The sequence below is a fragment of the Deltaproteobacteria bacterium genome (assembly GCA_003194485.1).
Classification (GTDB): Bacteria; Desulfobacterota; Dissulfuribacteria; order Dissulfuribacterales; family UBA3076; genus UBA3076.
Genome location: PQXD01000020.1, coordinates 11,075 through 33,116, shown reverse-complemented (window position 1 = coordinate 33,116; position 22,042 = coordinate 11,075). Strand labels below are relative to the sequence as shown.

At 54.2% G+C, this 22,042-nt stretch carries 20 protein-coding genes; 11 read left to right on the top strand and 9 right to left on the bottom strand.

Features of this window, described 5'->3' with window-relative positions; all coding sequences use genetic code 11:
* Positions 1-259: 259 nt before the first annotated feature.
* Both C4B57_10190 and C4B57_10185 read right to left on the bottom strand, forming a co-directional pair.
* The gene (locus C4B57_10190; protein PXF53182.1) at positions 260-544 is read right to left on the bottom strand and encodes a hypothetical protein; all 285 of its coding nucleotides are present in this window, start codon (positions 542-544) and stop codon (positions 260-262) included.
* Positions 541-810: a toxin gene (locus tag C4B57_10185; GenBank protein ID PXF53181.1), complete on the bottom strand. Its 270-nt coding sequence runs from the start codon at positions 808-810 to the stop codon at positions 541-543. Before C4B57_10185 ends, C4B57_10190 begins: the two co-directional genes overlap by 4 nt.
* 336 nt (positions 811-1,146) lie before the next feature.
* Here C4B57_10185 and C4B57_10180 point away from each other — a divergent pair, with 336 nt between their 5' ends.
* Together C4B57_10180 and C4B57_10175 are read left to right on the top strand one after the other, a co-directional pair.
* Positions 1,147-1,416, top strand: a complete 270-nt coding sequence (locus tag C4B57_10180; GenBank protein ID PXF53185.1) for a hypothetical protein — start codon at positions 1,147-1,149, stop codon at positions 1,414-1,416.
* On the top strand, positions 1,406-1,855 hold the full coding sequence (locus C4B57_10175; protein PXF53180.1) for a PIN domain nuclease: 450 nt from the start codon (positions 1,406-1,408) through the stop codon (positions 1,853-1,855). Before C4B57_10180 ends, C4B57_10175 begins: the two co-directional genes overlap by 11 nt.
* Positions 1,856-1,994: 139 nt before the next feature.
* Here C4B57_10175 and C4B57_10170 read toward each other — a convergent pair whose 3' ends face one another.
* The 7 genes from C4B57_10170 to C4B57_10140 form a co-directional block, all read right to left on the bottom strand.
* Positions 1,995-2,837, bottom strand: coding sequence for a heterodisulfide reductase subunit F (locus tag C4B57_10170; GenBank protein ID PXF53179.1), 843 nt, complete (start codon positions 2,835-2,837; stop codon positions 1,995-1,997).
* Positions 2,838-3,266: 429 nt separating this feature from the next.
* Positions 3,267-4,304 (bottom strand): 4Fe-4S ferredoxin, encoded by a 1,038-nt coding sequence (locus C4B57_10165; protein ID PXF53178.1) that lies wholly within the window; start codon positions 4,302-4,304, stop codon positions 3,267-3,269.
* Between the two features lie 6 nt (positions 4,305-4,310).
* The gene (locus tag C4B57_10160) at positions 4,311-5,261 is read right to left on the bottom strand and encodes a 4Fe-4S ferredoxin (protein ID PXF53177.1); all 951 of its coding nucleotides are present in this window, start codon (positions 5,259-5,261) and stop codon (positions 4,311-4,313) included.
* Positions 5,261-5,470, bottom strand: a complete 210-nt coding sequence (locus tag C4B57_10155) for a hypothetical protein (GenBank protein ID PXF53176.1) — start codon at positions 5,468-5,470, stop codon at positions 5,261-5,263. The genes C4B57_10160 and C4B57_10155 overlap by 1 nt, the downstream gene beginning before the upstream one ends.
* Before the next feature lie 21 nt (positions 5,471-5,491).
* Positions 5,492-5,692 carry a hydrogenase iron-sulfur subunit gene (locus tag C4B57_10150; protein ID PXF53175.1) on the bottom strand — a complete coding sequence of 67 codons (201 nt, stop codon included), beginning with the start codon at positions 5,690-5,692 and terminating at the stop codon, positions 5,492-5,494.
* A 10-nt stretch (positions 5,693-5,702) separates the two neighbouring features.
* Positions 5,703-8,414: a heterodisulfide reductase gene (locus C4B57_10145; protein ID PXF53184.1), complete on the bottom strand. Its 2,712-nt coding sequence runs from the start codon at positions 8,412-8,414 to the stop codon at positions 5,703-5,705.
* Positions 8,415-8,549: 135 nt separating this feature from the next.
* Positions 8,550-8,729, bottom strand: coding sequence for a heterodisulfide reductase (locus C4B57_10140; protein PXF53174.1), 180 nt, complete (start codon positions 8,727-8,729; stop codon positions 8,550-8,552).
* Positions 8,730-9,294: 565 nt separating this feature from the next.
* Between C4B57_10140 and C4B57_10135 the strand changes: the two genes are divergently transcribed.
* The 9 genes from C4B57_10135 to C4B57_10095 are packed head-to-tail and all read left to right on the top strand — an operon-like array spanning position 9,295 to position 22,040.
* Positions 9,295-9,918, top strand: coding sequence for a TetR/AcrR family transcriptional regulator (locus C4B57_10135; protein ID PXF53173.1), 624 nt, complete (start codon positions 9,295-9,297; stop codon positions 9,916-9,918).
* Positions 9,919-9,972: 54 nt separating this feature from the next.
* Positions 9,973-11,196 (top strand): efflux transporter periplasmic adaptor subunit, encoded by a 1,224-nt coding sequence (locus C4B57_10130; GenBank protein ID PXF53172.1) that lies wholly within the window; start codon positions 9,973-9,975, stop codon positions 11,194-11,196.
* Positions 11,196-14,351 carry a hydrophobe/amphiphile efflux-1 family RND transporter gene (locus C4B57_10125; GenBank protein PXF53171.1) on the top strand — a complete coding sequence of 1,052 codons (3,156 nt, stop codon included), beginning with the start codon at positions 11,196-11,198 and terminating at the stop codon, positions 14,349-14,351. Before C4B57_10130 ends, C4B57_10125 begins: the two co-directional genes overlap by 1 nt.
* A 19-nt stretch (positions 14,352-14,370) precedes the next feature.
* Positions 14,371-15,792, top strand: coding sequence for a multidrug transporter (locus C4B57_10120; protein ID PXF53170.1), 1,422 nt, complete (start codon positions 14,371-14,373; stop codon positions 15,790-15,792).
* Positions 15,793-15,816: 24 nt separating this feature from the next.
* Entirely contained in the window at positions 15,817-16,638 is an 822-nt protein-coding gene (locus C4B57_10115; GenBank protein PXF53169.1) for a hypothetical protein, read from the top strand.
* 23 nt (positions 16,639-16,661) lie between these two features.
* Entirely contained in the window at positions 16,662-17,771 is a 1,110-nt protein-coding gene (locus tag C4B57_10110) for a secretion protein HlyD (GenBank protein ID PXF53168.1), read from the top strand.
* The gene (locus tag C4B57_10105; GenBank protein PXF53167.1) at positions 17,750-19,723 is read left to right on the top strand and encodes an ABC transporter ATP-binding protein; all 1,974 of its coding nucleotides are present in this window, start codon (positions 17,750-17,752) and stop codon (positions 19,721-19,723) included. The genes C4B57_10110 and C4B57_10105 overlap by 22 nt, the downstream gene beginning before the upstream one ends.
* Complete coding sequence (locus tag C4B57_10100) at positions 19,720-20,874, top strand: ABC transporter permease (protein PXF53166.1); 1,155 nt, start codon at positions 19,720-19,722, stop codon at positions 20,872-20,874. The genes C4B57_10105 and C4B57_10100 overlap by 4 nt, the downstream gene beginning before the upstream one ends.
* Complete coding sequence (locus C4B57_10095; GenBank protein PXF53165.1) at positions 20,871-22,040, top strand: ABC transporter permease; 1,170 nt, start codon at positions 20,871-20,873, stop codon at positions 22,038-22,040. Before C4B57_10100 ends, C4B57_10095 begins: the two co-directional genes overlap by 4 nt.
* Positions 22,041-22,042: the final 2 nt, after the last annotated feature.

The following is a 22,042-nucleotide window of genomic DNA, read 5'->3' as shown; positions in this document are numbered from 1 at the left end:
TTGAGATTTTATTTGGTTGGTGCCTATATATATCTTAACAGGAGGTTTCTTTTTTGGTAGTCTATTTCTTTTCTGATATATATGATATGCTTTTGAGGTATATTCTCTATCTGAGTTAATATATAACGGTGTTTCTGAATGAACTTAAAGGGCTTTTCCCTCTGGAATCCATCCCATCGCTTGAATTTATTGGTTTATTATCTATCACAGACGAAATGAAGTTTCATGTGCAGGGGTGACAAGCCCTTCGTCATGACATTTAGGCCACTTCTTTCAATTTCCCACTGACGAGTTTGTGCAACGTACTTGAAATCAAGGTCTGGTAGGGAATACCTTCTTTGGCGGCTCTTTTCCGGATCCTTTCCAAATCGCGGGATGAGATTCTTATATTGATGCGTCTGTCTTTCTGAAGAGTCTTTCGAGCCGCCTCCTCCAGTTTTCGTTTTTCTTCTCTGAAATTACGGATGCTTTCAAATTCTCCACGTTCAAAATCACGCAGAATTTGAAGCTCTTCCTCGTCAAGTTTCATTTTATTAGTATTCATGCCAAATACTCCCTTGTTGCTTTTCTACTGGGAATTATTGTCTTCAGAAATCGAGTTCCTTTCTCCTTCACATAAGGCACCAAATAAACGTAACCCTCTACATTGAGAATAATGATGTTTTGATTAGGGTACCGGTCTTTGTCGGGGTGTCTGATAACGTCCAGTACATCACCATTATGAATGTGAAACACCACATCCTCGAAACCGATACCTCTGGTCTTTTCCAGAAACAGATTTTTCTCATCGTTCCAATCAAATTCACTCATTTTACATATGACATATGATAGACCAAAAGTGTGCCTATTGTCAACATTATCTAGGAGAAACTGGAGGGACGTTCTGGACCAAGTGGACTTTAAATAAAATCTAGTCTAGGCCTTTCCCCCACCCCCAGGATCCATCCCATTGTTTGAATTTATTGGTTTAATATGTATCCCAAAACCGGCGTCAGATCGAGAACTTTGACTGGGACGAGAGATGGATGTCAGGCATTAGTATAGGACCAGGTCTAATCTGATCTCAAGGAATCGGTTTCTTGATAGACCAATATGTAATGTATAAAATAATGTATATAATGAAAAGGAGATATGGTAATGGTGCAGATGATCCGCAAGCAGGTGTATATCGAACCCATGCAAGACACTGTACTCAAGAAACGCTCGCGCATGCTGGGTATTACTGAGGCAGAAGTGATACGCAGGGCTATAGATGCCCAGGTTGTTCTTGTGCATTCCGGAGTTCGGAATCTGGAGGCCTGGGAGCGGGAAAAGGCCTTTATCGCTGAGCGGATGGCCGGTGGTCCCGTTTCAGGAGGTCGTAAATTCAGGCGGGAAGACGCCTATGAAGAGAGACTCTCTCGCTATGGCCGATAGGATCTTGATAGACACAAATATATTGCTGTACGCCTATGACAGGGCCGAGCCGGTAAAACAACCGAAGGCATTGGCGGTTCTGGATCGCCTTATTACATGGCGCATCGGAGCTCTTACCCCACAGGTACTGGTCGAATTTTTTGTAAATGCCACACGCAGGCTTGATCCTCCGCTTACTGTGGAAGATGCCTACGAACGGATTCAGAATTACCTCATGTCTTGTGAGGTAATAGATGTAACGGGGCCGATCGTGTTGGAGGCCGTGCGTGGCGTTTGCACATACAAGATGTCCTATTGGGATGCTCAAATCTGGGCGTCAGCGAGATTGTATCAGATTCCGGTAATTTTCAGTGAAGATTTCGATGCGGGAGCCGTCGTTGAAGGAGTCCGTTTTGTGAACCCCTTTGCTGAAGACTTCAATCTGGAAAATTGGAAATAGACAATTTTGTCCTTAAAGCTCAATGGAGTGTTGTGCACAGCAACGCATCAATTGTCCTGCCACCTACCAATATCCTCTTTTAATATCAACAGCATATACTGTCCGTTTAATTTAAGTAATGCATAAAACCCGGCTTTCCCTAATATTCCGGAGGCATATTCTTAAGCTGGGCCAGGGAGAAGACAGGACCGTCCTTGCACACGAACTTGTCGCCGATATTGCAGCGGCCGCACATGCCGATACCGCACTTCATGCGCATTTCAAGGGAGAGAATGATCCTCTCCGGGGGGAACCCCACTTTTTCAAGCACAGGTTGAGTAAACTTGATCATGATGGGCGGGCCGCATACGATGGCAATGGCGTCATCCGCACTGGTAATTTTCTGCTCCGTGATGGTGGGGACAAAACCTATGTTGTATTTCCATTCCGGATCATCCGTTCCATCCACAGTAATGTGCATCTGGATATCATTCCTCTGCTCCCACTCCGCAAGCTCATCCTTGTAAAGCAGCATGCCAGGGGTCCTGGCACCGTATACCACGGAAATATCCTTGAACCTGGAACGGTTTTCCGGATGGAGCATATAGACAATACTGGATCTCAATGTGGTAAAGGCAAATCCGCCGCCTATGATGACAACATTCTTCCCCTCCATCTCTTCCCATGGATACCAGTTGCCAAGGGGCCCGCGGATGCCCATCACGTCGCCCTCTTTCATGTTGTGCAGACGGGTTGTAACCAACCCGACCTTATTTACGGTAAATGTGACATGTCCTTTCTCCGTGGGGGAAGACGCTATACCGATGGGACATTCCCCCCTTCCGGCTATGGACAGCTCTGCGAACTGACCGGGGATATATGAGAACTTCTCCTCATCCTTGGAGTTGAGGAACACAAGCCTGAAGGTCTTGAGATTCCTGTCTTCGGTCTCTGTGACGATCTTATCTATACGAACCGGATAGGGTAAGTAAGGGTTTTCCAATGTAATACTCCCTGTATATAAAAGTGCCTAAAGTTTAAAGTGCCTAAAATGGTAAATATTCGGTGAACCAGTGGTCCACTGTGGAAGTTGCCATCCGCGCCCTGCCGCAGGAGCGGTTTGCCTTTTGCAGGGTTTCGATCGCGGGCCGGATTGCACTGCCTCTCCGGTCCGCGATGAGTGAGCTTTGAAACCCGGAAAAAGGTAACCGCTTCAAGGCAGGATATAACGGGTTCACCGGATATTTACCTAAAATGAGCTAAAGTTTAAGGAAAAAAAGCAGTTAAACAGCCCATTTACAACTTAGTCTCCACTCCTACCGGAGTTTTAGATAATCCAATTATGATCATACTCAAAAAACTTATTTCTCACCGCTTACAATCTAATCAACCATAACTTCAGGCACTTTAAACTTTAGGCACTTTAGGCACTTCAAAACCTATTCATCAATTCACAAATCTCCCTGATGTCTATATTCGCCGGACAATTCCTGATACACCTGCCGCACCCTGAACACTGGATTCCGTTGTTGTACTTGTCCACATAGTATTTAAGCTTGTGCATGAATCGCTGGCGCACACGCTGTACCTTCTTTGATCTTGGATTGTGCCCTGAGCCATGCAAGGTAAAGAGCGGAAACATGCATGAGTCCCAATTCCTGATCCGGTCTCCCTGTTTCTTAAACACCTCGTCCTGGATATCAAAGCACCAGCAGGTGGGGCACAGATATGTACAGATGCCGCAATTGATGCACGCAAAGGCCACATCATCCCAGAATGGGGCATCAAAAAGCTCGGTCTGCACCTTGTCCTTCAACTTGTCTGTAGGTACCTTTGTCTTTATTTTGTCCACAGCCTTGGCCGCCAGGTCTTCACCGGCACTTATTGCTTTCTCATCCGCCTCTTTTCCACCTTGTGCCTGATTTAGGAACGTCTCTCCCTTGTCTGTCAGTGCCTTAACAAGGAATGTATCCCCCAGGTCGTAAATGAGCACGTCAAGGCCTTTCTCACTGAACGGACCGCCGCCTACAGAGGTACAGAAACACGTGGAGACGGGTTCATTGCACCCAAGTCCCACAAAAGTGGTTGATTCATAACGTCTTATCCACCAGGGGTCCTGATACTCTGGATTGTCGAAATTGGGCCTGACGATCTGAAAGGCATGGGCGTCACATGGCCTTATCCCGACGATCGCCCTGGGAGAATAGTCCTTTTCAGACTCCTTGATGATATTGGCATCAGGGGCATTTTCATCCAGGGTGTACTCAAACATCCGCTCCGACTGGGGATATATCAATGATTTCGGGGAGAGCCTGGTGTTCTTAAAGTCAAAGCCGGGGATTTTCGTCTCGTCCATGGCCTTGAAGATGTAAAAATCCCCGTCCATGACCGGAACAAATATCCTGTAGGAGGATTTCAGGCCTGCCAGTGCCTTTATCCACTCTTCTTTGGTATAGATCTTTTTTGTCATTAGGCGTTACCTTATGAAATCGTTGTAATCATCAGGCCGGAATACGTCCAGAAGGGGACGCTGGTCCAGGGTCAGTCCGGCCTCCCAGGAGAAGAGCTCCTTCGCGTCCTTGTTGAGCTTCTTAGTAAACTGCCTCACCGGGATGCCAACCGGACAGGCCCTTTCACATGCGCCGCAGTCCGTGCACCTGCCAGCACAGTGATAGGCCCTCAGGATATGGAACGTCATGGTATCAATGGGATCACTGCTTTTGCCTACCCACTGGGGTTTTGATTCATCCACAAAACAGGTGGGGCAGTAACACAGGGGGCAGGCGTTGCGACAGGCATAACAGCGGATACAGTTCTCAATTATCCGGGTAAAGAATTCCCATTTTTTGTCAGGGTCCATTCCCTCGATCTCTTTTACATCCTTGTATGCATCGACTCCAATTTGTTCCTCTACAGGCGGAGCAACCATCTCATCAAATATTACAGGGTTGCGGTGGGTACAGACCGAACAGTTGCGCTGGAGATAATCGCTTTTGTTGAATGTATCCTCAAAATCCTTGCCTTTTACCATGAAGGTCTCCCCCTGTTCTTCTATTGAGAGGATTTCCCTTTGTTTCACGGCCCTTTGGACAGCCCGGTGATCTATCATGCCCTTACAGGGGATGCCGACAATATAGAGTTGATCACGGCTGATCTGGTTTTCTGTGATATGCGTAACGATGTTTCTGGAATTGCATCCATTGGCAACGATTCCGATCCTGTCCGTGCGTCTGGTCAGATAATTGCACAGGTTCAACCCGCAGTTGCTGTCCCAATAGAGGAGGTCCACCTGATCGGCATTACTGATGAGGACCGGCTGGTTCATCATAGGAACGCTTCCCTTCTTATAGCCGATGAACACATCCACCTTGCCTTCTTCAAACAGCTTTCTGGCGGTTTCCTTGATCTTTTCGACATACTCCAGCATTATGCCACCTCGGCCCTTTTCTTGATAAAGTGTTTCGCAGGCCCCAGGGCCTTTACTTCTTTTGCCACCTCCTGCGCCACCTCAACAAACTTGGTTGCTTCAGCAGACGATATCCAGGAAAAATGCAGCCTGCCGGGTTCAATCCCGATATGCTCCAGAAGCCCCTTCAACAGGGCGAATTTTCTTCTTGCGTAGTAATTACCTTCCAGGTAATGACAGTCTCCGGGGTGTCACCCGGATACCCAGACGCCGTCAGACCCGTGACGGAAGGCGGCCAATATAAACTTCGGGCCCACACGGCCGGAGCAGGGTACGCGGATCACCCTGAAATTCGGGGGATACTGAAAACGGCTCACACCTGCCAGATCAGCGGCTCCATAGCTGCACCAGTTACAGAGAAAGGTCGTAATCTTCGGCTCCCAGTCGTTCATATAATTTCTCCTACACCTCATTAATCATGGCCATGATCTGATCCTGGGCAAATCCCTTGAGGTCTATGGCCCCTGACCGGCAGGATGCCACGCACAGGCCGCAGCCCTTGCACAGTACAGGATTTATCTGCGCCTTGCCCGCAAATCGCCCCTCTTCCATGATAGATGGCGCCGAGTAGGGGCAGATGGCAACACATACCCCGCAGCCGCTGCACCACATGGGATTGATGTCGGCCACGGTGCCGCTCGCAAAGACCTTGCCCGTTGCGATAAGGCCGGATGCACGGGATGCCGCTGCAAGGGCCTGCTCAATGCTCTCATCAATGGGCTTGGGATAATGGGCCAGCCCGCAAAGGAAGATCCCGTCAGTGGCGAAGTCAACCGGCCTCAGCTTGGCATGGGCCTCAATGAAGAATCCGCTTTCGCTTACCGGAATCTTGAAGAATGTGGCCAGTTGCCCTGCTCCAGACGGCACTACAGCGGTTGCAAGTACAAGCAGATCAGCCTGGAGGATGATGGGTCTCTTGAGGATCTGATCCTCCAGCCCGATCTCCAGGGCATCTTTTCCTCTACTCACCTTTGGCTTGGATTGCAGGTCATAGCGGAAAAATATAACTCCCTTTTCCCTGGCCTCTCTGAACAGGTCTTCCCGCTCCCCGTATGTCCGGATGTCGCGATACAGCACATACACGTCCATGTCCGGATTGCGCCGCTTGAGTTCCAGTGCGCTCTCTACGGTGTGTGTGCAGCAGACCCGGCTGCAATAGGGACGGTCAGGTTCCCTGGAGCCGACACACTGGATGAAGGCCGCTGACCGGATATCCTTGAGGGCCGGATCATCCTGAATAAAGCGTGCATCCAGTTCCAGATGGGTGAGCACACGTGGATCCTCCCCATAGAGGTACTCAGTGGGCTTGTATTCATGACCACCCGTGGCGATCACTGCCACCCCGTGCCTGAGCTCAGTTTCCTTATCCCCGTTTTTTAAGGTGGAGGAGAAGTTACCTACAAAACCTTCCACATTGGTAAGCTCGGTGGATCGGTGTACATGTATCCGGGGATTTCTCTCGGTCTCGTCTGCCAGATTATTCACATAGGCCTGGATGTCTTCGCCCCTCCATGTCTTATGGAGGAACTTTGCCTGGCCGCCCAGGTCCTCCGAGCGTTCGACCAGATGGACCTCATAACCCTGATCCGCCAGGTTCTTCGCACACACCATGCCGGCAACACCTCCGCCTATTACCATGGTGAGCGGGTTGAAGCCCAGTTCCGTGTCTGAAAGGGGCTCCAGCAGTGCCGCCTTGCTGACCGCCATCCTCACAAGGTCTTTGGCCTTTTCCGTGGCGGCTGCATGGTCCTTGCTGTGCACCCAGGAGTCCTGATTGCGGATATTGGCCATCTCGAACAGGTACTTGTTCAGGCCGGCATTCATCAGGGTCTCCCGGAAAAGCGGCTCGTGGGTCTTGGGGGTGCATGCAGCAACCACCACCCGGTTGATACCCTGTTCCTTGATGACTTCTGACATCTTCACCTGGGTATCCTGGGAGCAGGTATACATGTTGTCTTCGGCATAGGTGACGTACGGGAGTGTCTTGGCATAATCCACCACTTCAGGCACATCCACTACGCCGCCGATGTTGATTCCGCAATGGCAGACAAAGACCCCGATACGCGGCGGCTCTCCAGTCACACTGGTCTCGGGCGGCATCTCATGAACCCGGGTCTGGGTCCAGCGGCCCTTGCTCAAAAGCACGCTGGATGCCGCTGCGGCCGCAGAGGCCTCTGTGACAGACTGGGGGATGTCCTTTGGCCCCTGGAATGCCCCGCATACAAAGATGCCTTTTCGCGTAGTCGCTACAGGTACAAAACTATCCGTCAAGGCGAAATTGTATCTATCCAGCTCAATCCCGAGGCGTTTTCCCAGTTCTATGCTATCCTTTCCTATCTGAAGGCCGGTTGAGAGCACTACAAGGTCGAAGATTTCGCTCTTTAATTTACCGTTATCATCGACATAGATAAGCTCAAGATCGCCGTCTTTTACCGGATTTACGGTATGGACGCGCGAACGGATAAACCGCACGCCGTGCTCATCACGGGCCCGGTTATAATATTCCTCAAAATCCTTGCCATGAGTGCGCATGTCCATATAGAAAATGGTCGCTTTTACGCCCCGCGCATGTTCCTTGGCAATGACCGCCTCTTTGACGGCATACATGCAGCAGACTGAAGAACAATAGCCGTGGTCGCATCGATTGATATCCCTTGAGCCGACACACTGGAGCCAGGCGATCCTTTCGGGTTCCTTCCCGTCGGAAGATCGCACGAGATGCCCCATGGTGGGGCCGGAAGCAGAGAGCATACGCTCAAATTCCATGGCGGTGACGACATTAGGGTGTTTTGCATAGATGTATGTATCTAATCCGGAGGGATCAAAGGGCTCGAAGCCGGGTGCCAGGATAACAGAACCTACTTCGATTTTATGGATTTTCTCTTTCTGCGTAAAATCAATGGCACCTGCCGGACAGTACTTTTCACAGGCCCTGCACCTGCCCTTTTTCTTGAAATAGATGCAGTGATCCGCATCTATCACGTATTTGAGCGGTACGGCCTGGGCATATTGCACATAGATGGCCTTGCGCTTGGCCAGGCCCTGGTTGTACTCATCTCTTACCTTGCGGGGACATCTCTGGGCACAGATCCCGCATGCGATACATTTATCCATGTCCACATAGCGGGGACGTTCACGGACAGTTACTCGAAAATTTCCCGCCTCACCCTCGATGGATTCCACATCCGCCAGGGTGATGAGGTTGATGTTCAGATGCCGGCCGACCTCGACCAGTTTGGGGGAAATAATTCACATGGCACAGTCGTTGGTGGGGAAGGTCTTGTCCAGCGCACTCATCACGCCGCCAATGGCAGCGGACTTTTCAACTATATGCACCAGGAAGCCCGAATTCGCCAGGTCCAACGCAGCCTGCATTCCGGCGACCCCGCCACCGACAACCATTACCGATCCCTTTACATCCTTTGACATAGGGCTGTCTCCCTCTTAAAACTTTTCACTCCCGCCTAAACAAAGCTTATGCAAAATTTATTGAAGTAAATATTCTTATGAACCCGTGGTCCCACGTAACCGTTCAGTGGCAGGGGATATTTCTTTTCACTTCCACCATTCAGCCCCTTGTTTTCTCAAGGCCTTTGACATGGGGAATGTCCTGCCCCCCTCTGCATTCGCCTTACGCTGCGCTTAAGGCGATGCAGTTTCCCCCATAGCAAAAGCCGGGAAAACTGCGGGGGCTTCCGTTAAACTGTTCAAAGAAATATCCCCTTTCCGTGAACGGTTGCCGTCCGTGCCCTGCCGCAGGAGCGGTTTGCCTCGAAACCCGGAAAAAGGTAAACCGCTCCAAGGCAGGATATAACGGGTTCACCGGATATTTACTTATTGAACAATTTTTTCTTAGCCCTTTTGCCCGGTTAAGTCAATTATCTGCTTGACAAAATATATTTCATTCTTAAAAATATGAATTATATGTCATTTTATTTAATATGACGTCAGATTCACAAAGTATAGAAACACGAAACCAAGCGAAGGCCGAATAATGCAAAGGAAAAAACTCTCACGTCGGGAAAGAGAGAAACTCAGGCAGCGCCGAGATATGCTCGCCGTAGCACTGGAGCTTTTCTCCGAGAAGGGATACCACAATGTATCCATGCACGAGATTGCCGAGAAAGCCGAATTTGCCATCGGAACGCTCTACAAGTTCTTTAAAAACAAGGAGGACCTCTATAAGTCCCTTATCGTTGAGCAGGCCGACAGGTTCCATGAGGCCCTCACGAAGGCCATAGGAGAGACGGATGACGAAATTGAAAAACTGCGAAATTATGTGAAGACCAAGGGTGCTGTCTTTATGGAAAACGTCCCGGTCATTCGCCTCTACTTTGCCGAAACCCGGGGAGCGAGCTTCAATATCAAGGCAGGCCTTGACAGGGAGATTCGGGAACGATATGGCCAGTTTCTGCATACCCTCGCCCCGGTCTTTGAACGCGGGATGAAAAAGAAACGGTTTCATAAGATCGCAGAGCCGTATCAGCTGGCCGTTGCCCTTGACAGTCTTTGCAACGCCTTTCTTTTTCTCTGGCTCGAAGATCCAGAGAACCATACCTATCCGGAGGACCCGGACATCATTTTGAATATTCTTTTCAAGGGGCTGCTTAATGATTAAGGTTCCGGGTGATTGCGGCTTCACCGGCCGATTTTCTTTCCTGGAGGATTTTTAATGGCTGATACCAGACCTATATTGTTAAAAATTTTGACCCTGGTTGTTTTTCCCGTATTCCTTTGGCTTGGAGGCTGTGACAGGGGGCCTTCAGAACATGGCGGCCCGCCTCCTGGCCCACGGGCAGTATCGGTGGTGACTGTCAAGCCGCAACGGGTGGAGCTTTCAACCGAACTGCCAGGCCGAACCGCGGCGTTTCGCATTGCAGAGATAAGGCCCCAGGTAAGCGGCCTTATAAAAAGGCGCCTCTTTACAGAAGGAACGGATGTAAAGGCGGGCCAGGTGCTCTATCAGATCGACCCTGCTGAATTCCAGGCAGCCTTGGACAATGCCAAGGCAGCTCTTGCCAAGGCAGAGGCCAATCTGCCCGCTATTCAGCTAAGGGCCGATCGCTTCAAGGAGCTTCTTGCCACAAAGGCCGTGAGCCAGCAGGACTATGACGATGCAACTGCCGCTCTCAAGCAGGCCGATGCGGAGATCGAGTACTGGAAGGCACAGGTGAAGACGGCTCGCATCAATCTGGGCTACACGAAGATCACCGCTCCCATCCCCGGGCGCATTGGTCCGTCCAACGTGACCGAGGGCGCCATAGTTACGGCCTATCAACCCACTCCACTTGCCACCATCCAGCAACTCGACCCGATCTACGTGGACGTGCCTCGTTCCACAACGGAATTGTTGCGCCTTAAGCGCCGCCTGCAAAGCGGCAATCTTGATCACAATGGAAGGGATCAGACCGAGGTCAAGCTCATTCTGGAAGACGGGATGCCGTATCTGCTGGAAGGCACTCTCCAGTTTCGTGACGTCTCGGTTGACCCCACCACCGGGTCCGTAATCCTTCGAATGGTCTTCCCCAACCCCGAGAAGGTTCTCCTGCCAAAGATGTTCGTCCGTGCTGTCATAAAGGAAGGGGTCAGGGAGGCAGCCATCCTTGTGCCCCAACAGGCCGTAGCCAGGACGCCAAAGGGTGAGCCTTACGTCTTAGTTATGGGCGCAGGCGAGAGGGTGGAGATGAGGATGCTTAAACTCGACCGTGCCATTGGCGATAAATGGCTGGTGGATTCGGGGGTTTCTCCAGGCGACAGGGTTATTGTAGAGGGCCTTCAATTCGTGCGTCCGGGGATGCCGGTAAAGGCCGCGCCTTTCCATGAGGGCAAAAACGCCATGGGCGCCCGAGGCGGTGATGGAGCCGGGCAAGATACCCGTCCTGGCGGAGGTGCGTGATGCTGTCGAGATTCTTCCTGGGCCGTCCGGTCTTTGCCTGGGTCATTGCCATCGCCATCATGAGTGCCGGGGCCCTGGCCATCTATTTTCTCCCCATCTCCCAGTACCCGAACATCGCACCTCCTGTCATAGCGGTTGACGCCTTTTATCCAGGCGCCTCGGCCGAGACCGTGGAAAGCACCGTCACCCAGATCATAGAGCAGAAGATGACGGGGCTGGACAAGATGCTCTATCTGTCTGCCAGCAGCAGTTCCTCGGGAGCAAGCCGCATCGAACTCACCTTTGCCCCCGGGACAGACCCTGACCTTGCCTGGTCCAAGGTGCAGAACAAGCTCCAGCTTGCCATGGCAAGCCTGCCCGATGTGGTGCAGCGCCAGGGGGTCAAGGTCAGCAAATCGACCCGGAACTACATGTTGATTGTGGGGATTATTTCAGAAGACGGCAGCATGGACGGCCACGATCTGAGGGATTATGCCAAATCCAACCTGGAAAAGATACTCGCACGGGTGCCGGGCGTGGGTGAAGTGGAAGCATTCGGTACGGAATACGCCATGCGCGTCTGGATCGACCCGGACAAGCTGACTAACTATTCTCTGACCATAGATGACGTAACCGGGGCACTTCTGGCCTACAACGTGGAGGTTTCCGCCGGGCAGTTCGGCGGCGCGCCCGCGGTCAAAGGTCAGCGCCTTAACGCCTCCATCATTGTCCAGCATTACCTCAAGACCCCGGCGGAGTTCTCCGCCATCCCCATCCGCACCAACCCGGACGGATCTATTGTCAGGATCAGGGATGTCGGGCGAGTGGAACTGGGAACCGAACGCTATGATGTAGTGGCCAAATACAATGGCAAGCCTTCCGCTTTCCTTGCCATCCGAAAGGAATCCGGCGCAAACTCCCTTGAAACAGCAGACCGCATAAAAAAGAAACTCGAGGAAATGAGCCGCTACTTTCCTCCGGGCATGAAGGTGGTTTATCCCTATGACACAACCCCATTTACGCAGGTGGCCATCCATGAGGTGGTAAAGGCCCTTTTCGAGGCGATCTTGCTGGTCTTCCTGGTGATGTGGCTGTTCCTGGGAAGCTTTCGCGCCACCCTTATTCCCTCCATTGCGGTGCCGGTGGTCATACTCGGGACATTTGCGGTAATCGGGGTCCTGGGATTTTCCATAAATATGCTCACCATGTTCGCCATGGTCCTTGCCATCGGCCTCCTGGTGGATGACGCCATAGTGGTGGTGGAAAACGTGGACCGCATCATGACAGAAGAAGGGCTTCCGCCAAAAGAGGCCGCTGCGAAATCCATGGACCAGATCACCAGTGCCCTCATAGGCATCGGAGTGGTGCTGGCAGCGGTATTCGGCCCAATGGCCTTTTTCCCCGGCTCCACCGGCATCATCTACCGCCAGTTTTCCGTGACCATCGCCTCGAGCATGCTCCTTTCGGTGCTGGTGGCCCTGATCCTCACGCCAGTACTCTGCGCGTCCCTGCTGAAACCACGGCCGCCCGGCCATGAACCGGCAGACAGCGCGGTCTTTTTCCTTCGCCCCTTCCTCCGGTGGTTCGATCGCATCTTTTACGGCGCAAGAAACCGCTATGTCCGGCTGGTGGAGCACATGCTGGGCAGAAAGGCCCGCTACGTGGTCATCTACCTGATAATTACAGGGATAACAGGTTTTTTGTTCATGCGCATGCCAACCGCCTATCTTCCGGACGAAGACCAGGGCGTGCTGTTTGTCCAGGCCATACTCCCCTCCGGCTCGACCCTGGAGCAGACCCAGGCCGTCCTCGATAAGGCGGGAGACTACTTCCTCAAGAACGAAAAGGATGCAGTCAAGTCCTATGCGAATGTTGCCGGATATTCATTCAGCGGCCAGGGCCAGAACATGGGCATAGGGTTTGTCCATCTGAAAGACTGGGGACTTCGCCGCCGGCCCGATCTCAAGGTGCAGGCCGTGGCGGGAAGGGCCATGCGCGTCTTTTCCCAGATAAAGGGGGCCATGGTCTTTGCGTTTCCGCCGCCTGCAATAATCGAGCTCGGCAACGCCAAGGGGTTTGATTTCGAGCTCCTGGACTTCGGCGGACTCGGCCATGAAAGGCTCATGACGGCCCGAAACCAGCTCCTTGGCATGACGGCCCGGGACCCAAGGCTCATCCGGGTGAGGCCGAACGGCATGGAGGACGTGGCCCAGTACTACATAGATATCGACTGGGAGAAGGCAGGCGCCATGGGAGTGCCCATCTCTTCCATCCACAATGCCATTGCCGCATCCTTCGGCAGCGCCTATGTAAACGACTTTGTCAGGGCCGGGCGTGTCAAGAAGGTCTATATCCAGGCAGACGCCCCTTTCAGGATGCTTCCGGATCATCTCGAAAAGATCTATGTACGAAACAATGAGGGCAGGATGGTCCCCTTTTCCGCCTTTGCCACCGGGCACTGGAGCTACGGGTCCCCGAAGCTTGAAAGATACAACGGTTTTCCAAGCATCAACATCTGGGGAGAGGCGGCGCCCGGGAGGAGTTCCGGTGAGGCCATGGCCGCCATGGAAGAACTCGCGTCAAGGCTTCCAAAGGGTACAGCCTTTGACTGGACGGGTCTTTCCTACCAGGAAAGACAGGCCACGGCCCAGGCCCCCCTGGTCTACGCCTTTTCGGTATTCGTGATATTTCTCTGCCTTGCCGCCCTGTACGAAAGCTGGCCCATCCCCATAGCCATAATGCTCACGTTTCCCGTGGGGGCAATCGGCGGCATCATAGCTTCATCATTGAGGGGGCTTCCTAATGACGTCTATTTCCAGATAGGCCTCCTGACCACGCTGGGTCTGACCACCAAAAATGCCATCCTCATCGTGCAGTTCGCAAGGGCCAGAGTGGACGAGGGGATGGAGCTCATAAAAGCCACTCTGGAAGGCGCAAAGCTCAGGTTCCGTCCCATTGTCATGACCTCCTTTGCCTTCGGATTCGGGGTGCTTCCCCTGGCCCTGGCGCGAGGCGCTGGAGGCGGGTCAATGAGGGCCATCGGCACCAGCGTGTTCGGCGGAATGGTGACGGCAACCGTGCTGATCGTATTTTTTGCACCCCTCTTCTATGTGTTGATCAGAAAGGCCCTGGTCAAACGCGGCGGGGAGACCATGCGGTCAAAGACGAACAATTGAATCCATCAGGGGATCAATGATGAAGATGAGTAAAAACATGAAACTGCTTCCTGTAATTATTGGAATTGCCATCTCTATGGGCGGCTGTGCCCTGGCTCCGAAATACACCAGACCCGAAGCCCCCATCCCTGCAGAGTGGCCGAGCGGCGCGGCGTACAAGGAGGCAAAGGCCCAGCCTGTCTCTCCGGCACCCTATGAACTCAGCTGGCGGAAGTTTTACATCGATCCGAGGCTTCAAGAGGTCATCGAGACGGCCCTGGCCAACAATCGTGATCTTCGGCTCGCCGCCCTGAACGTGGAGAGGGCGCGGGCCATGTACGGTGTCCAGCGGGCCGAACTCTTTCCGTCGATAAACGCCTCAGGAGGCGGAGGCAAACAACGGATTCCTGCAAATGTCATGGGCTTTCCGGAATCATTGACCATCGAACGGTATGAAGTAAACCTCGGCATCAGTGCATGGGAGATCGATTTTTTCGGACGGATCCGGAGCCTGAAAGACAGGGCCCTTGAAGAATACCTGGCCACCGAGGAGGCCCGCAGAAGCGCCCGGATAGCATTGGTGTCCGAGGTCGCCAGGGCATACCTGACCCTTGCCGCCGACCGAGAGGGGCTGGACCTCGCCCGGTCCACGCTTGAGACCCAGCAGGAGATCCATGACCTGATCCGCAGGCAGTATGAAGTCGGTATCGCCACAAAACTGGACCTCAGCCGGGCACAGACCCAGGTCGACACCGCCCGGGGAGACGTCGCCCGCTACACGCAAATGGCGGCCCTGGACCAGAACGCATTAAACCTCCTGGCCGGCTCTCCGGTGCCCGAAACACTCCTGCCAAAGGGTTTATCAGAGGTGACTCCTCCAAAGGAAATTTTTGCAGGCCTTTCCTCCGAGGCGCTTTTGAACCGGCCGGACATTCTTGCGGCGGAACATCGCCTCAAGGGGGCGTATGCCTTTATCGGCGCGGCCCGTGCCGCATTCTTTCCGCGGATTTCTTTGACGACCACGCTGGGAACCGCAAGCGATGAGCTGTCCGGGCTGTTCAGCTCCGGATCAAAGACGTGGAACTTTGCGTCCCAGGCCACCATGCCCATCTTTGATGCACGTACCTGGGCTGCATACAGGGTCAGCAAGACCGAACGTGAGATAGCCCTGACCCAGTATGAAAAGACCATCCAGGCGGCCTTCAGGGAAGTGGCCGATGCGCTTGCCGTGCAGGGCACGATAAACCAGCAGGTATCCGCCCAGAAATCCCTGACAGATGCCGTTGCAGAGACCTATGGTCTCTCAAATCAACGCTATTTAAAGGGAATCGACAGCTATCTGGGCGTGCTGGATGCCCAACGCTCCCTTTATGCCGCAAGGCAGGGGCTTATCTCGCTGCGCCTGGCCAAATTCGCCAACCAAGTACGGCTTTACGCGGTATTGGGCGGAGGCGGCAGGTAACGCCGATGTTCGAGGGAGAAAACCATGAAACCACGCGTCGGTCACATTCAATTTCTCAACAGTCTTCCCTTGTACCATTGTCTGGTTCAAAATCAGGTAGTGCTCAATATCGACCTTTTCAAAGACAGCCCCAAGGCCCTGTGTCATCGATTGCTGGCCGATGAACTGGATATCAGCCCGGTCCCGGCAATCGAATACGCCCGGCATGCCGGCGAACTGCTTCTCTTGCCTGATCTGACCATCAGCTCCGACGGCAAGGTAATGAGTATCTTGTTGATCAGCAAGGTCCCCATTGAGCAATTGGACGAAAAAACCGTCGCCATGACCAATACGTCAGCTACTTCCCAGCTACTCACCCGGATAATTCTGGAAGAAAAATATGGACTGCGCCCCGCCTATTTTGAATGCCCGCCGGATCTGGGCCAAATGTTTCGTGAGGCCCAGGCGGCCTTACTGATCGGCGATGACGCCCTGCGGGCGCTCCAGACACCGTCCGGTTATTACCTGTACGATCTCGGAGAAGAATGGTCCGCATTTACAGGCGAAAAAATGGTGTACGCCGTCTGGTGCGTTCGCAGGGACTATGCCGCCAGACATCCGGAAAACGTCCGCAAAGTCATCCGCGCTTTTCAGCACTCCATGGAGATGAGCAAAAAGCATGTTGACCACATAGCAGAGGAAGCGGCCCGATGGGATGTCTTTTCAACAGAATTTTTAAAGGATTATTTCACAGGTCTGAAATTTGAATTCGGCCCTGAATACCAGCAGGGATTTCTCACCTATCTGAGAAAAGCCCGACAACTGGGTGCCATCGATGATGTCCCTGAGCTTTTGTTTTTCCATTAAGGTATAAGCCAAGGAGCATTTTTATGAAAAAGCAAACTCAAAGGACAATCGGCATCCTGCTGGGAATTGCCCTGGCCGGATCGGCAGTGACCGCCTGGTGGTTCTGGGGCCGGCAGAAACCGCTGCCCGAAGGACTCATCCAGGCCAACGGCCGTATCGAGGGCGATCACTACACCGTTGCCAGCAAAGTGGCCGGCCGCATTGTCCGGTTACTGGCGCATGAAGGGGACTGGGTAAGAACGGGCCAGACCTTGATTAAGCTGGATGATGTTCAAATACGGGCCCGGGTCGAACAGGCCAGGGCGGCAGCCAAGGCATCAGATGCACAACTCAAGGCAGCACGAGTCGACCTGAGCACATTAAAGAAAACAGTCCCGTTGAAGATAGACACTGCAAGGGCCGGGGTCGTCCATGCGGAAGCCCTTCTGGCTGCAACAGAGGTGAAACTGGAGCAGGCCGGCCGGGATGCCCGGCGTTATGGAACATTAGTCAAGACATATTCAGTATCCAGGCAAAAAAGTGAACATGCGGATCTTGCGCTCAGGGTCGCCAAAGAGGACCATGCAGTAGCCCGTGCGGCATTGACCCGGGCAAAAAAGCAGTTGGCCGAGGCCGATTTGGGCTGGGACCGGATCAAGAGCAAGAAAAGTCAGGTATCCGCCCTGGAGGCGCAGTTGAAACAGGCACAGGCTGCTCTGGCCGAGGCGCAAAGCGTACTGGACGATCTTACCATCTATGCTCCGGCAACAGGAATGATCACCACCCGGATAGTGGATACCGGCGAGGTGATTGTAGCCGGCAGCCCCCTGTTCGATATCGTCGATCTGGATCGTCTTTATCTAAAGTGTTATGTGCCGGAAAAACAGATCGGCAAGCTGCGGCTGGGGCTGCCTGCCCGGATCTATACCGATGCCTTTCCGGATACCCCCTTTCCCGCCACGGTGCGTTATATCTCTTCCACTGCGGAATTTACGCCAAAAGAGGTCCAGACCCCGGATGAACGGGTCAAGCTTGTGTACGCGGTCAAGCTCTACCTTGATGCGAACCCGGAGCATCGTTTAACGCCGGGGCTGCCCGCTGATGCCGTGATCCGCTGGCAGGAGGATGCGCCCTGGGCCAAGCCGCGCTGGTAGCAGAAATGCCGGTTTCCCCGGTCGTCGAAGTTCAGGGATTCTGCAAGCGCTACCGCAAGCAGGTGGCAGTGGACGGCGTGGATCTGGGCATTCAGCCTGGTGAGATCTATGGCCTCATCGGCCCGGACGGCGCCGGCAAGAGCTCCCTGATGAAGGCCATCGCCGGCGTCCTCTCTTTCGAGGGCGGGGAGGTGCAGGTGTTCGGCATCAGGATAGATTCCGAGGCGGCGGCGGAGAAGGTCAAAGGACGGATCGGGTTCATGCCACAGGGGCTGGGACTCAATCTCTATGCGGAACTCTCGCTGGAAGAGAATATCGATTTCTTCGCTCAGTTGCGCGAGGTGCCGCCCGGGTTGCTTGCGCAGCGTAAGCGCCAACTCCTGGCCATGACGCGGCTGGACAGGTTCCGGGATCGCCCCATGAAACAGCTCTCCGGCGGCATGAAGCAAAAACTGGGCCTGGCCTGTACCCTGGTTCACGAACCAGAACTGGTGATCCTGGACGAACCCACCACCGGTGTCGATCCGGTCTCGCGGCGGGACTTCTGGGCCATTCTTGCCGAGCTGTTGCGCAAGCGGGGCATCACGGCCCTGGTCTCTACCGCCTACATGGATGAAGCCACCCGTTTTCAACGACTCTCCCTTATGTATGAAGGACGGATACTGGCAGCAGGGGAACCGGATCAGATTCGTCAGGCCGTGCCAGGCAGCCTGGTGGAGGTCACAGTCAAGCCCCAGATCGAGGCACTGCATCGGCTCAAGGCGAAATATCCACAGGTGGAAGCGGTCGGCCCGGTTGTGCGGGTGTTCGTAGATGGGGTCTCTTCCGGGGCGGCGCGAGAGCAGGTGGCGGCATCGCTTGACGATCTCTCTGTCGAGGCAATCCAGGCGGTTGATCCCGAGCTTGAGGATGCCTTCGTGGCCCTGTTGCGTCAGCAAAAGCTGGCCGGGCAACCTGCGGCAGGGGCGGCAGGGACTCCGCTCGCCGAGCCGCCGGCCGGTGACGAGGTTGCCATTGAGGCGCGTGGTCTGACGCGCGACTTCGGCAGCTTCCGGGCCGTGGATCAGGTCAGTTTCCATGTCATTCAGGGTGAGATATTCGGACTGCTCGGCGCCAACGGCGCCGGCAAGACCACGGTGATCAAGATGCTCACCGGCATTCTCCCGCCCTCCGGCGGGGAAGGCCGTGTGGCGGGCGCGGACATGCGTCGCGCCCGCCAGGCCGTCAAGGAGCACATCGGCTACATGTCCCAGGCATTCTCCCTCTATCGGGATATGACGGTGCTGGAGAACATCCGCCTTTACGCCCGCATCTACGCCGTGCCGCGCAGCCGGCTCAAACAGCGCACTGACTGGGTTGTCGAGATGGCGGGATTGCAGGGTGTCGAAGACCGTCTGGCCGGAAAACTGCCGATGGGTATACGCCAGAGGCTGGCCCTGGGATGCGCCCTGGTGCACCGGCCGCGGGTACTGTTCCTGGATGAACCAACATCGGGTGTGGACCCCATCGGACGGCGCCGCTTCTGGGACATCCTGGTGCGGATGGCGCGGGTGGAACAGGTGGCGATCCTGGTAACCACCCACTACATGAGTGAGGCGGAACACTGCGATCACCTGGCCCTGATGTATGCCGGCCGCATCATCGCCGACGCCTCGCCGGCCGAGATGAAGCAGGCCTTGCAGCAGGAGGCAGGGCAACTGCTGGATGTTGCCACCGATCGGCCGCTGATGGCCTTGAAAGTACTGGAACAGGCCGGTTTCGCTGGCGTGGCCCTGTTCGGCAGACGTATTCACCTGTTAGCAAAAGATCCGCAACAGGCCCGCCAACAGATCGAGTCCCGGTTGATGCAACAGGGCATCTCCCTGCTGGGTATCACCCCCCGTATTCCAAGCATGGAGGATGTCTTTGTTTATCGCATCATGGCGCGGGAAAAGGAGGCCCGTTCTCGATGAATCCAGCCCGTATTAAAGCGCTCGCTTATAAAGAATGGCGCGAGATCCTGCGTGATCGCCTCTTCCTCGCCCTCGCCTTCATCCTCCCTGTCTCCATGATGCTGATTTTTGGTTACGGCATCATGATGGATGTGGAGAATATCCCCTTTGCCGTCCTGGATCAGGATCGCACGGCCATGAGCCGGGATTATCTGCATCTTTTCATGGACTCCCGTTATTTCGACTACAAGGGCCATGTGCAGAGCGAACGGGAACTTGAACCCCTGCTGGCAGACAGCAAGATCCGCTTTGCGATCATCGTCCCGCCGAAATTTCAGGAAAATCTGAAGGCAGCCAGGCCGGTGGCGGTGCAATCCCTCATTGATGGCACCTTTCCATTTCGCACATCGACCAGCAAAGGCTACGTCATCGCCATCAACAACGCCTTCAACGGCAAGCTGTTAGCTGGTTTTATCAGCCGGAAAATGGGTATCCCGCCCGAGCAGGCGGCTGCCCTGGCGGGACCAGTGAAGGTTCAGCTACGCTACCTGTACAACCAGGAGATCAAGAGCATCTGGTCTGTTGCGCCGTCCATGATGATGTTCGTTCTGTTGATGACTCCACCCTTTCTCACCGCACTTGGGGTGGTTCGTGAAAAAGAAAACGGCTCCATTTATAACATCTACTCTTCCACTGTGACCCGGGCAGAGTTTCTGATCGGCAAGCTGCTGCCCTATCTGGGCATTTCCATAATCAATGTAATCATCCTCTGGTTGATGGCCGTACTGGTGTTTGCCGCACCGTTCAAAGGCGATCCGCTGTTCTTCTTCCTGGCCTCGGTGGTCTATGTCAGTTGTACCACCGGCATCGGGCTCCTGGTCTCCCTGTTCGCCCGCACCCAGGTGGCGGCCATGATGATCACGGTGATAGTCACCATCGTTCCGGCGGTGCTCTATTCAGGGCTATTGGTGCCGATTGCCTCGATGGATGCCGCCTCGCAATTCGAGGCCCACCTGTTTCCGGCCATGTACTATACCGATATTGTTTTAGGGAGTTTTCTGAAGGGCATCGGCGTGGGGCAGCTCTGGGGCCGGGTGGGCGCGCTGCTGTTTTATTCCGGTGTATTGTGGACAGCCTCCTACCTGCTGTTTCACAAGAGGGTGCGCTCATGAGTCATTCCATATGGAACAGCAGCGGATCCATTTACTTGTGGTGGTCGAGAATGGCCGCCATGACCGGCAAGGAATTGCTGCAGCTTGCACGCGATACCTTGCTGGTGCTGGCCGTGCTCTATCTGTTCACCCTCGACATCATGATGGCGGGTGGGGTCAAGATGGATCTCAGCAAGGCGAACGTCGTGGTCCATGACATGGATCACAGTCTGGCATCCCGTGAGATGATCTATCGTTTCCAGCCGCCTTATTTCCAACTGGGGGGTGAGATTCTGGACCAGAACGAAGGAATCCGGCTGCTGGACCAGGGCGAGGCACTGATGGTGCTGGACATCCCGCCCCGGTTTCAGCACGACCTGATCCAGGGCAGGCCGACGGAGGTGCAGGTACAAATAGATACCAGCAACATGGTCCTCGGGACCCTTGCGGCAAGCTACAGTGGGCAGATCATCGGACAATACGGATTTGATGCGGCGTTGCAGCGCATGGGGCTGACCGGTGAAGGTCTTGCTGCCGTGCCTATGCTCGTCGATCGCCACCGGGTCTGGTACAACCCGAACCAGAAGGATTCCTGGTTCATGTCCATCTCCGAACTGCTGACCGTGATTACCGTGCTGGCCATGATGCTGCCCGCCGCGGCCGCCGTGCGCGAAAAGGAACGCGGCACCATCGAGCAACTTCTGGTCTCACCGCTGACACCGATACAGATCCTGCTGCCCAAGGTCATTGCCATGACCCTGGTTATCCTGCTGGGAACGGCGCTGAGCCTCACCCTGGTCATAAAAGGGATTTTCCATGCGCCCATGAAGGGCAGCCTGCCGCTTTTCTTTGCGGTGACGGCCATGTACACCTTTGACATGTCAGGTCTCGGCCTGTTTATCTCGACCATGAGCCGCAACCTTGCCCAGGCCGCCATGATGACCATCATGATCATGATGCCGATCATCCTCCTGTCCGGGGCCTGGACGCCAGCTGAGGCCATGCCGGCGGGTATTCGCCAGGCCATGTATATCTCCCCGCTCTATTACTATATCGAGGTGTCCTACGGCATTCTGCTGAAGGGAGCGGGGATCGGGATTCTATGGGACTCCCTGCTTGGCCTCAGCTTGCTCGGCAGTCTGGTATTTGGTTTCGGTGTCTGGCGCTTCCGGAGACAATTTAGATGATT

Bases quoted from the DNA above. Each gene is read 5' to 3' on its own strand.
- C4B57_10175 (PXF53180.1), top strand. From the start codon at position 1,406: ATGGCCGATAGGATCTTGATAGACACAAATATATTGCTGTACGCCTAT.
- C4B57_10180 (PXF53185.1), top strand. From the start codon at position 1,147: ATGATCCGCAAGCAGGTGTATATCGAACCCATGCAAGACACTGTACTC.
- C4B57_10190 (PXF53182.1), bottom strand. From the start codon at position 544: ATGAATACTAATAAAATGAAACTTGACGAGGAAGAGCTTCAAATTCTG.
- C4B57_10130 (PXF53172.1), top strand. From the start codon at position 9,973: ATGGCTGATACCAGACCTATATTGTTAAAAATTTTGACCCTGGTTGTT.
- C4B57_10140 (PXF53174.1), bottom strand. From the start codon at position 8,729: ATGTCAAAGGATGTAAAGGGATCGGTAATGGTTGTCGGTGGCGGGGTC.
- C4B57_10150 (PXF53175.1), bottom strand. From the start codon at position 5,692: ATGAACGACTGGGAGCCGAAGATTACGACCTTTCTCTGTAACTGGTGC.
- C4B57_10160 (PXF53177.1), bottom strand. From the start codon at position 5,261: ATGCTGGAGTATGTCGAAAAGATCAAGGAAACCGCCAGAAAGCTGTTT.
- C4B57_10110 (PXF53168.1), top strand. From the start codon at position 16,662: ATGAAAAAGCAAACTCAAAGGACAATCGGCATCCTGCTGGGAATTGCC.
- C4B57_10165 (PXF53178.1), bottom strand. From the start codon at position 4,304: ATGACAAAAAAGATCTATACCAAAGAAGAGTGGATAAAGGCACTGGCA.
- C4B57_10115 (PXF53169.1), top strand. From the start codon at position 15,817: ATGAAACCACGCGTCGGTCACATTCAATTTCTCAACAGTCTTCCCTTG.
- C4B57_10185 (PXF53181.1), bottom strand. From the start codon at position 810: ATGAGTGAATTTGATTGGAACGATGAGAAAAATCTGTTTCTGGAAAAG.
- C4B57_10125 (PXF53171.1), top strand. From the start codon at position 11,196: ATGCTGTCGAGATTCTTCCTGGGCCGTCCGGTCTTTGCCTGGGTCATT.
- C4B57_10120 (PXF53170.1), top strand. From the start codon at position 14,371: ATGAAGATGAGTAAAAACATGAAACTGCTTCCTGTAATTATTGGAATT.
- C4B57_10100 (PXF53166.1), top strand. From the start codon at position 19,720: ATGAATCCAGCCCGTATTAAAGCGCTCGCTTATAAAGAATGGCGCGAG.
- C4B57_10135 (PXF53173.1), top strand. From the start codon at position 9,295: ATGCAAAGGAAAAAACTCTCACGTCGGGAAAGAGAGAAACTCAGGCAG.
- C4B57_10095 (PXF53165.1), top strand. From the start codon at position 20,871: ATGAGTCATTCCATATGGAACAGCAGCGGATCCATTTACTTGTGGTGG.
- C4B57_10145 (PXF53184.1), bottom strand. From the start codon at position 8,414: ATGGATAAATGTATCGCATGCGGGATCTGTGCCCAGAGATGTCCCCGC.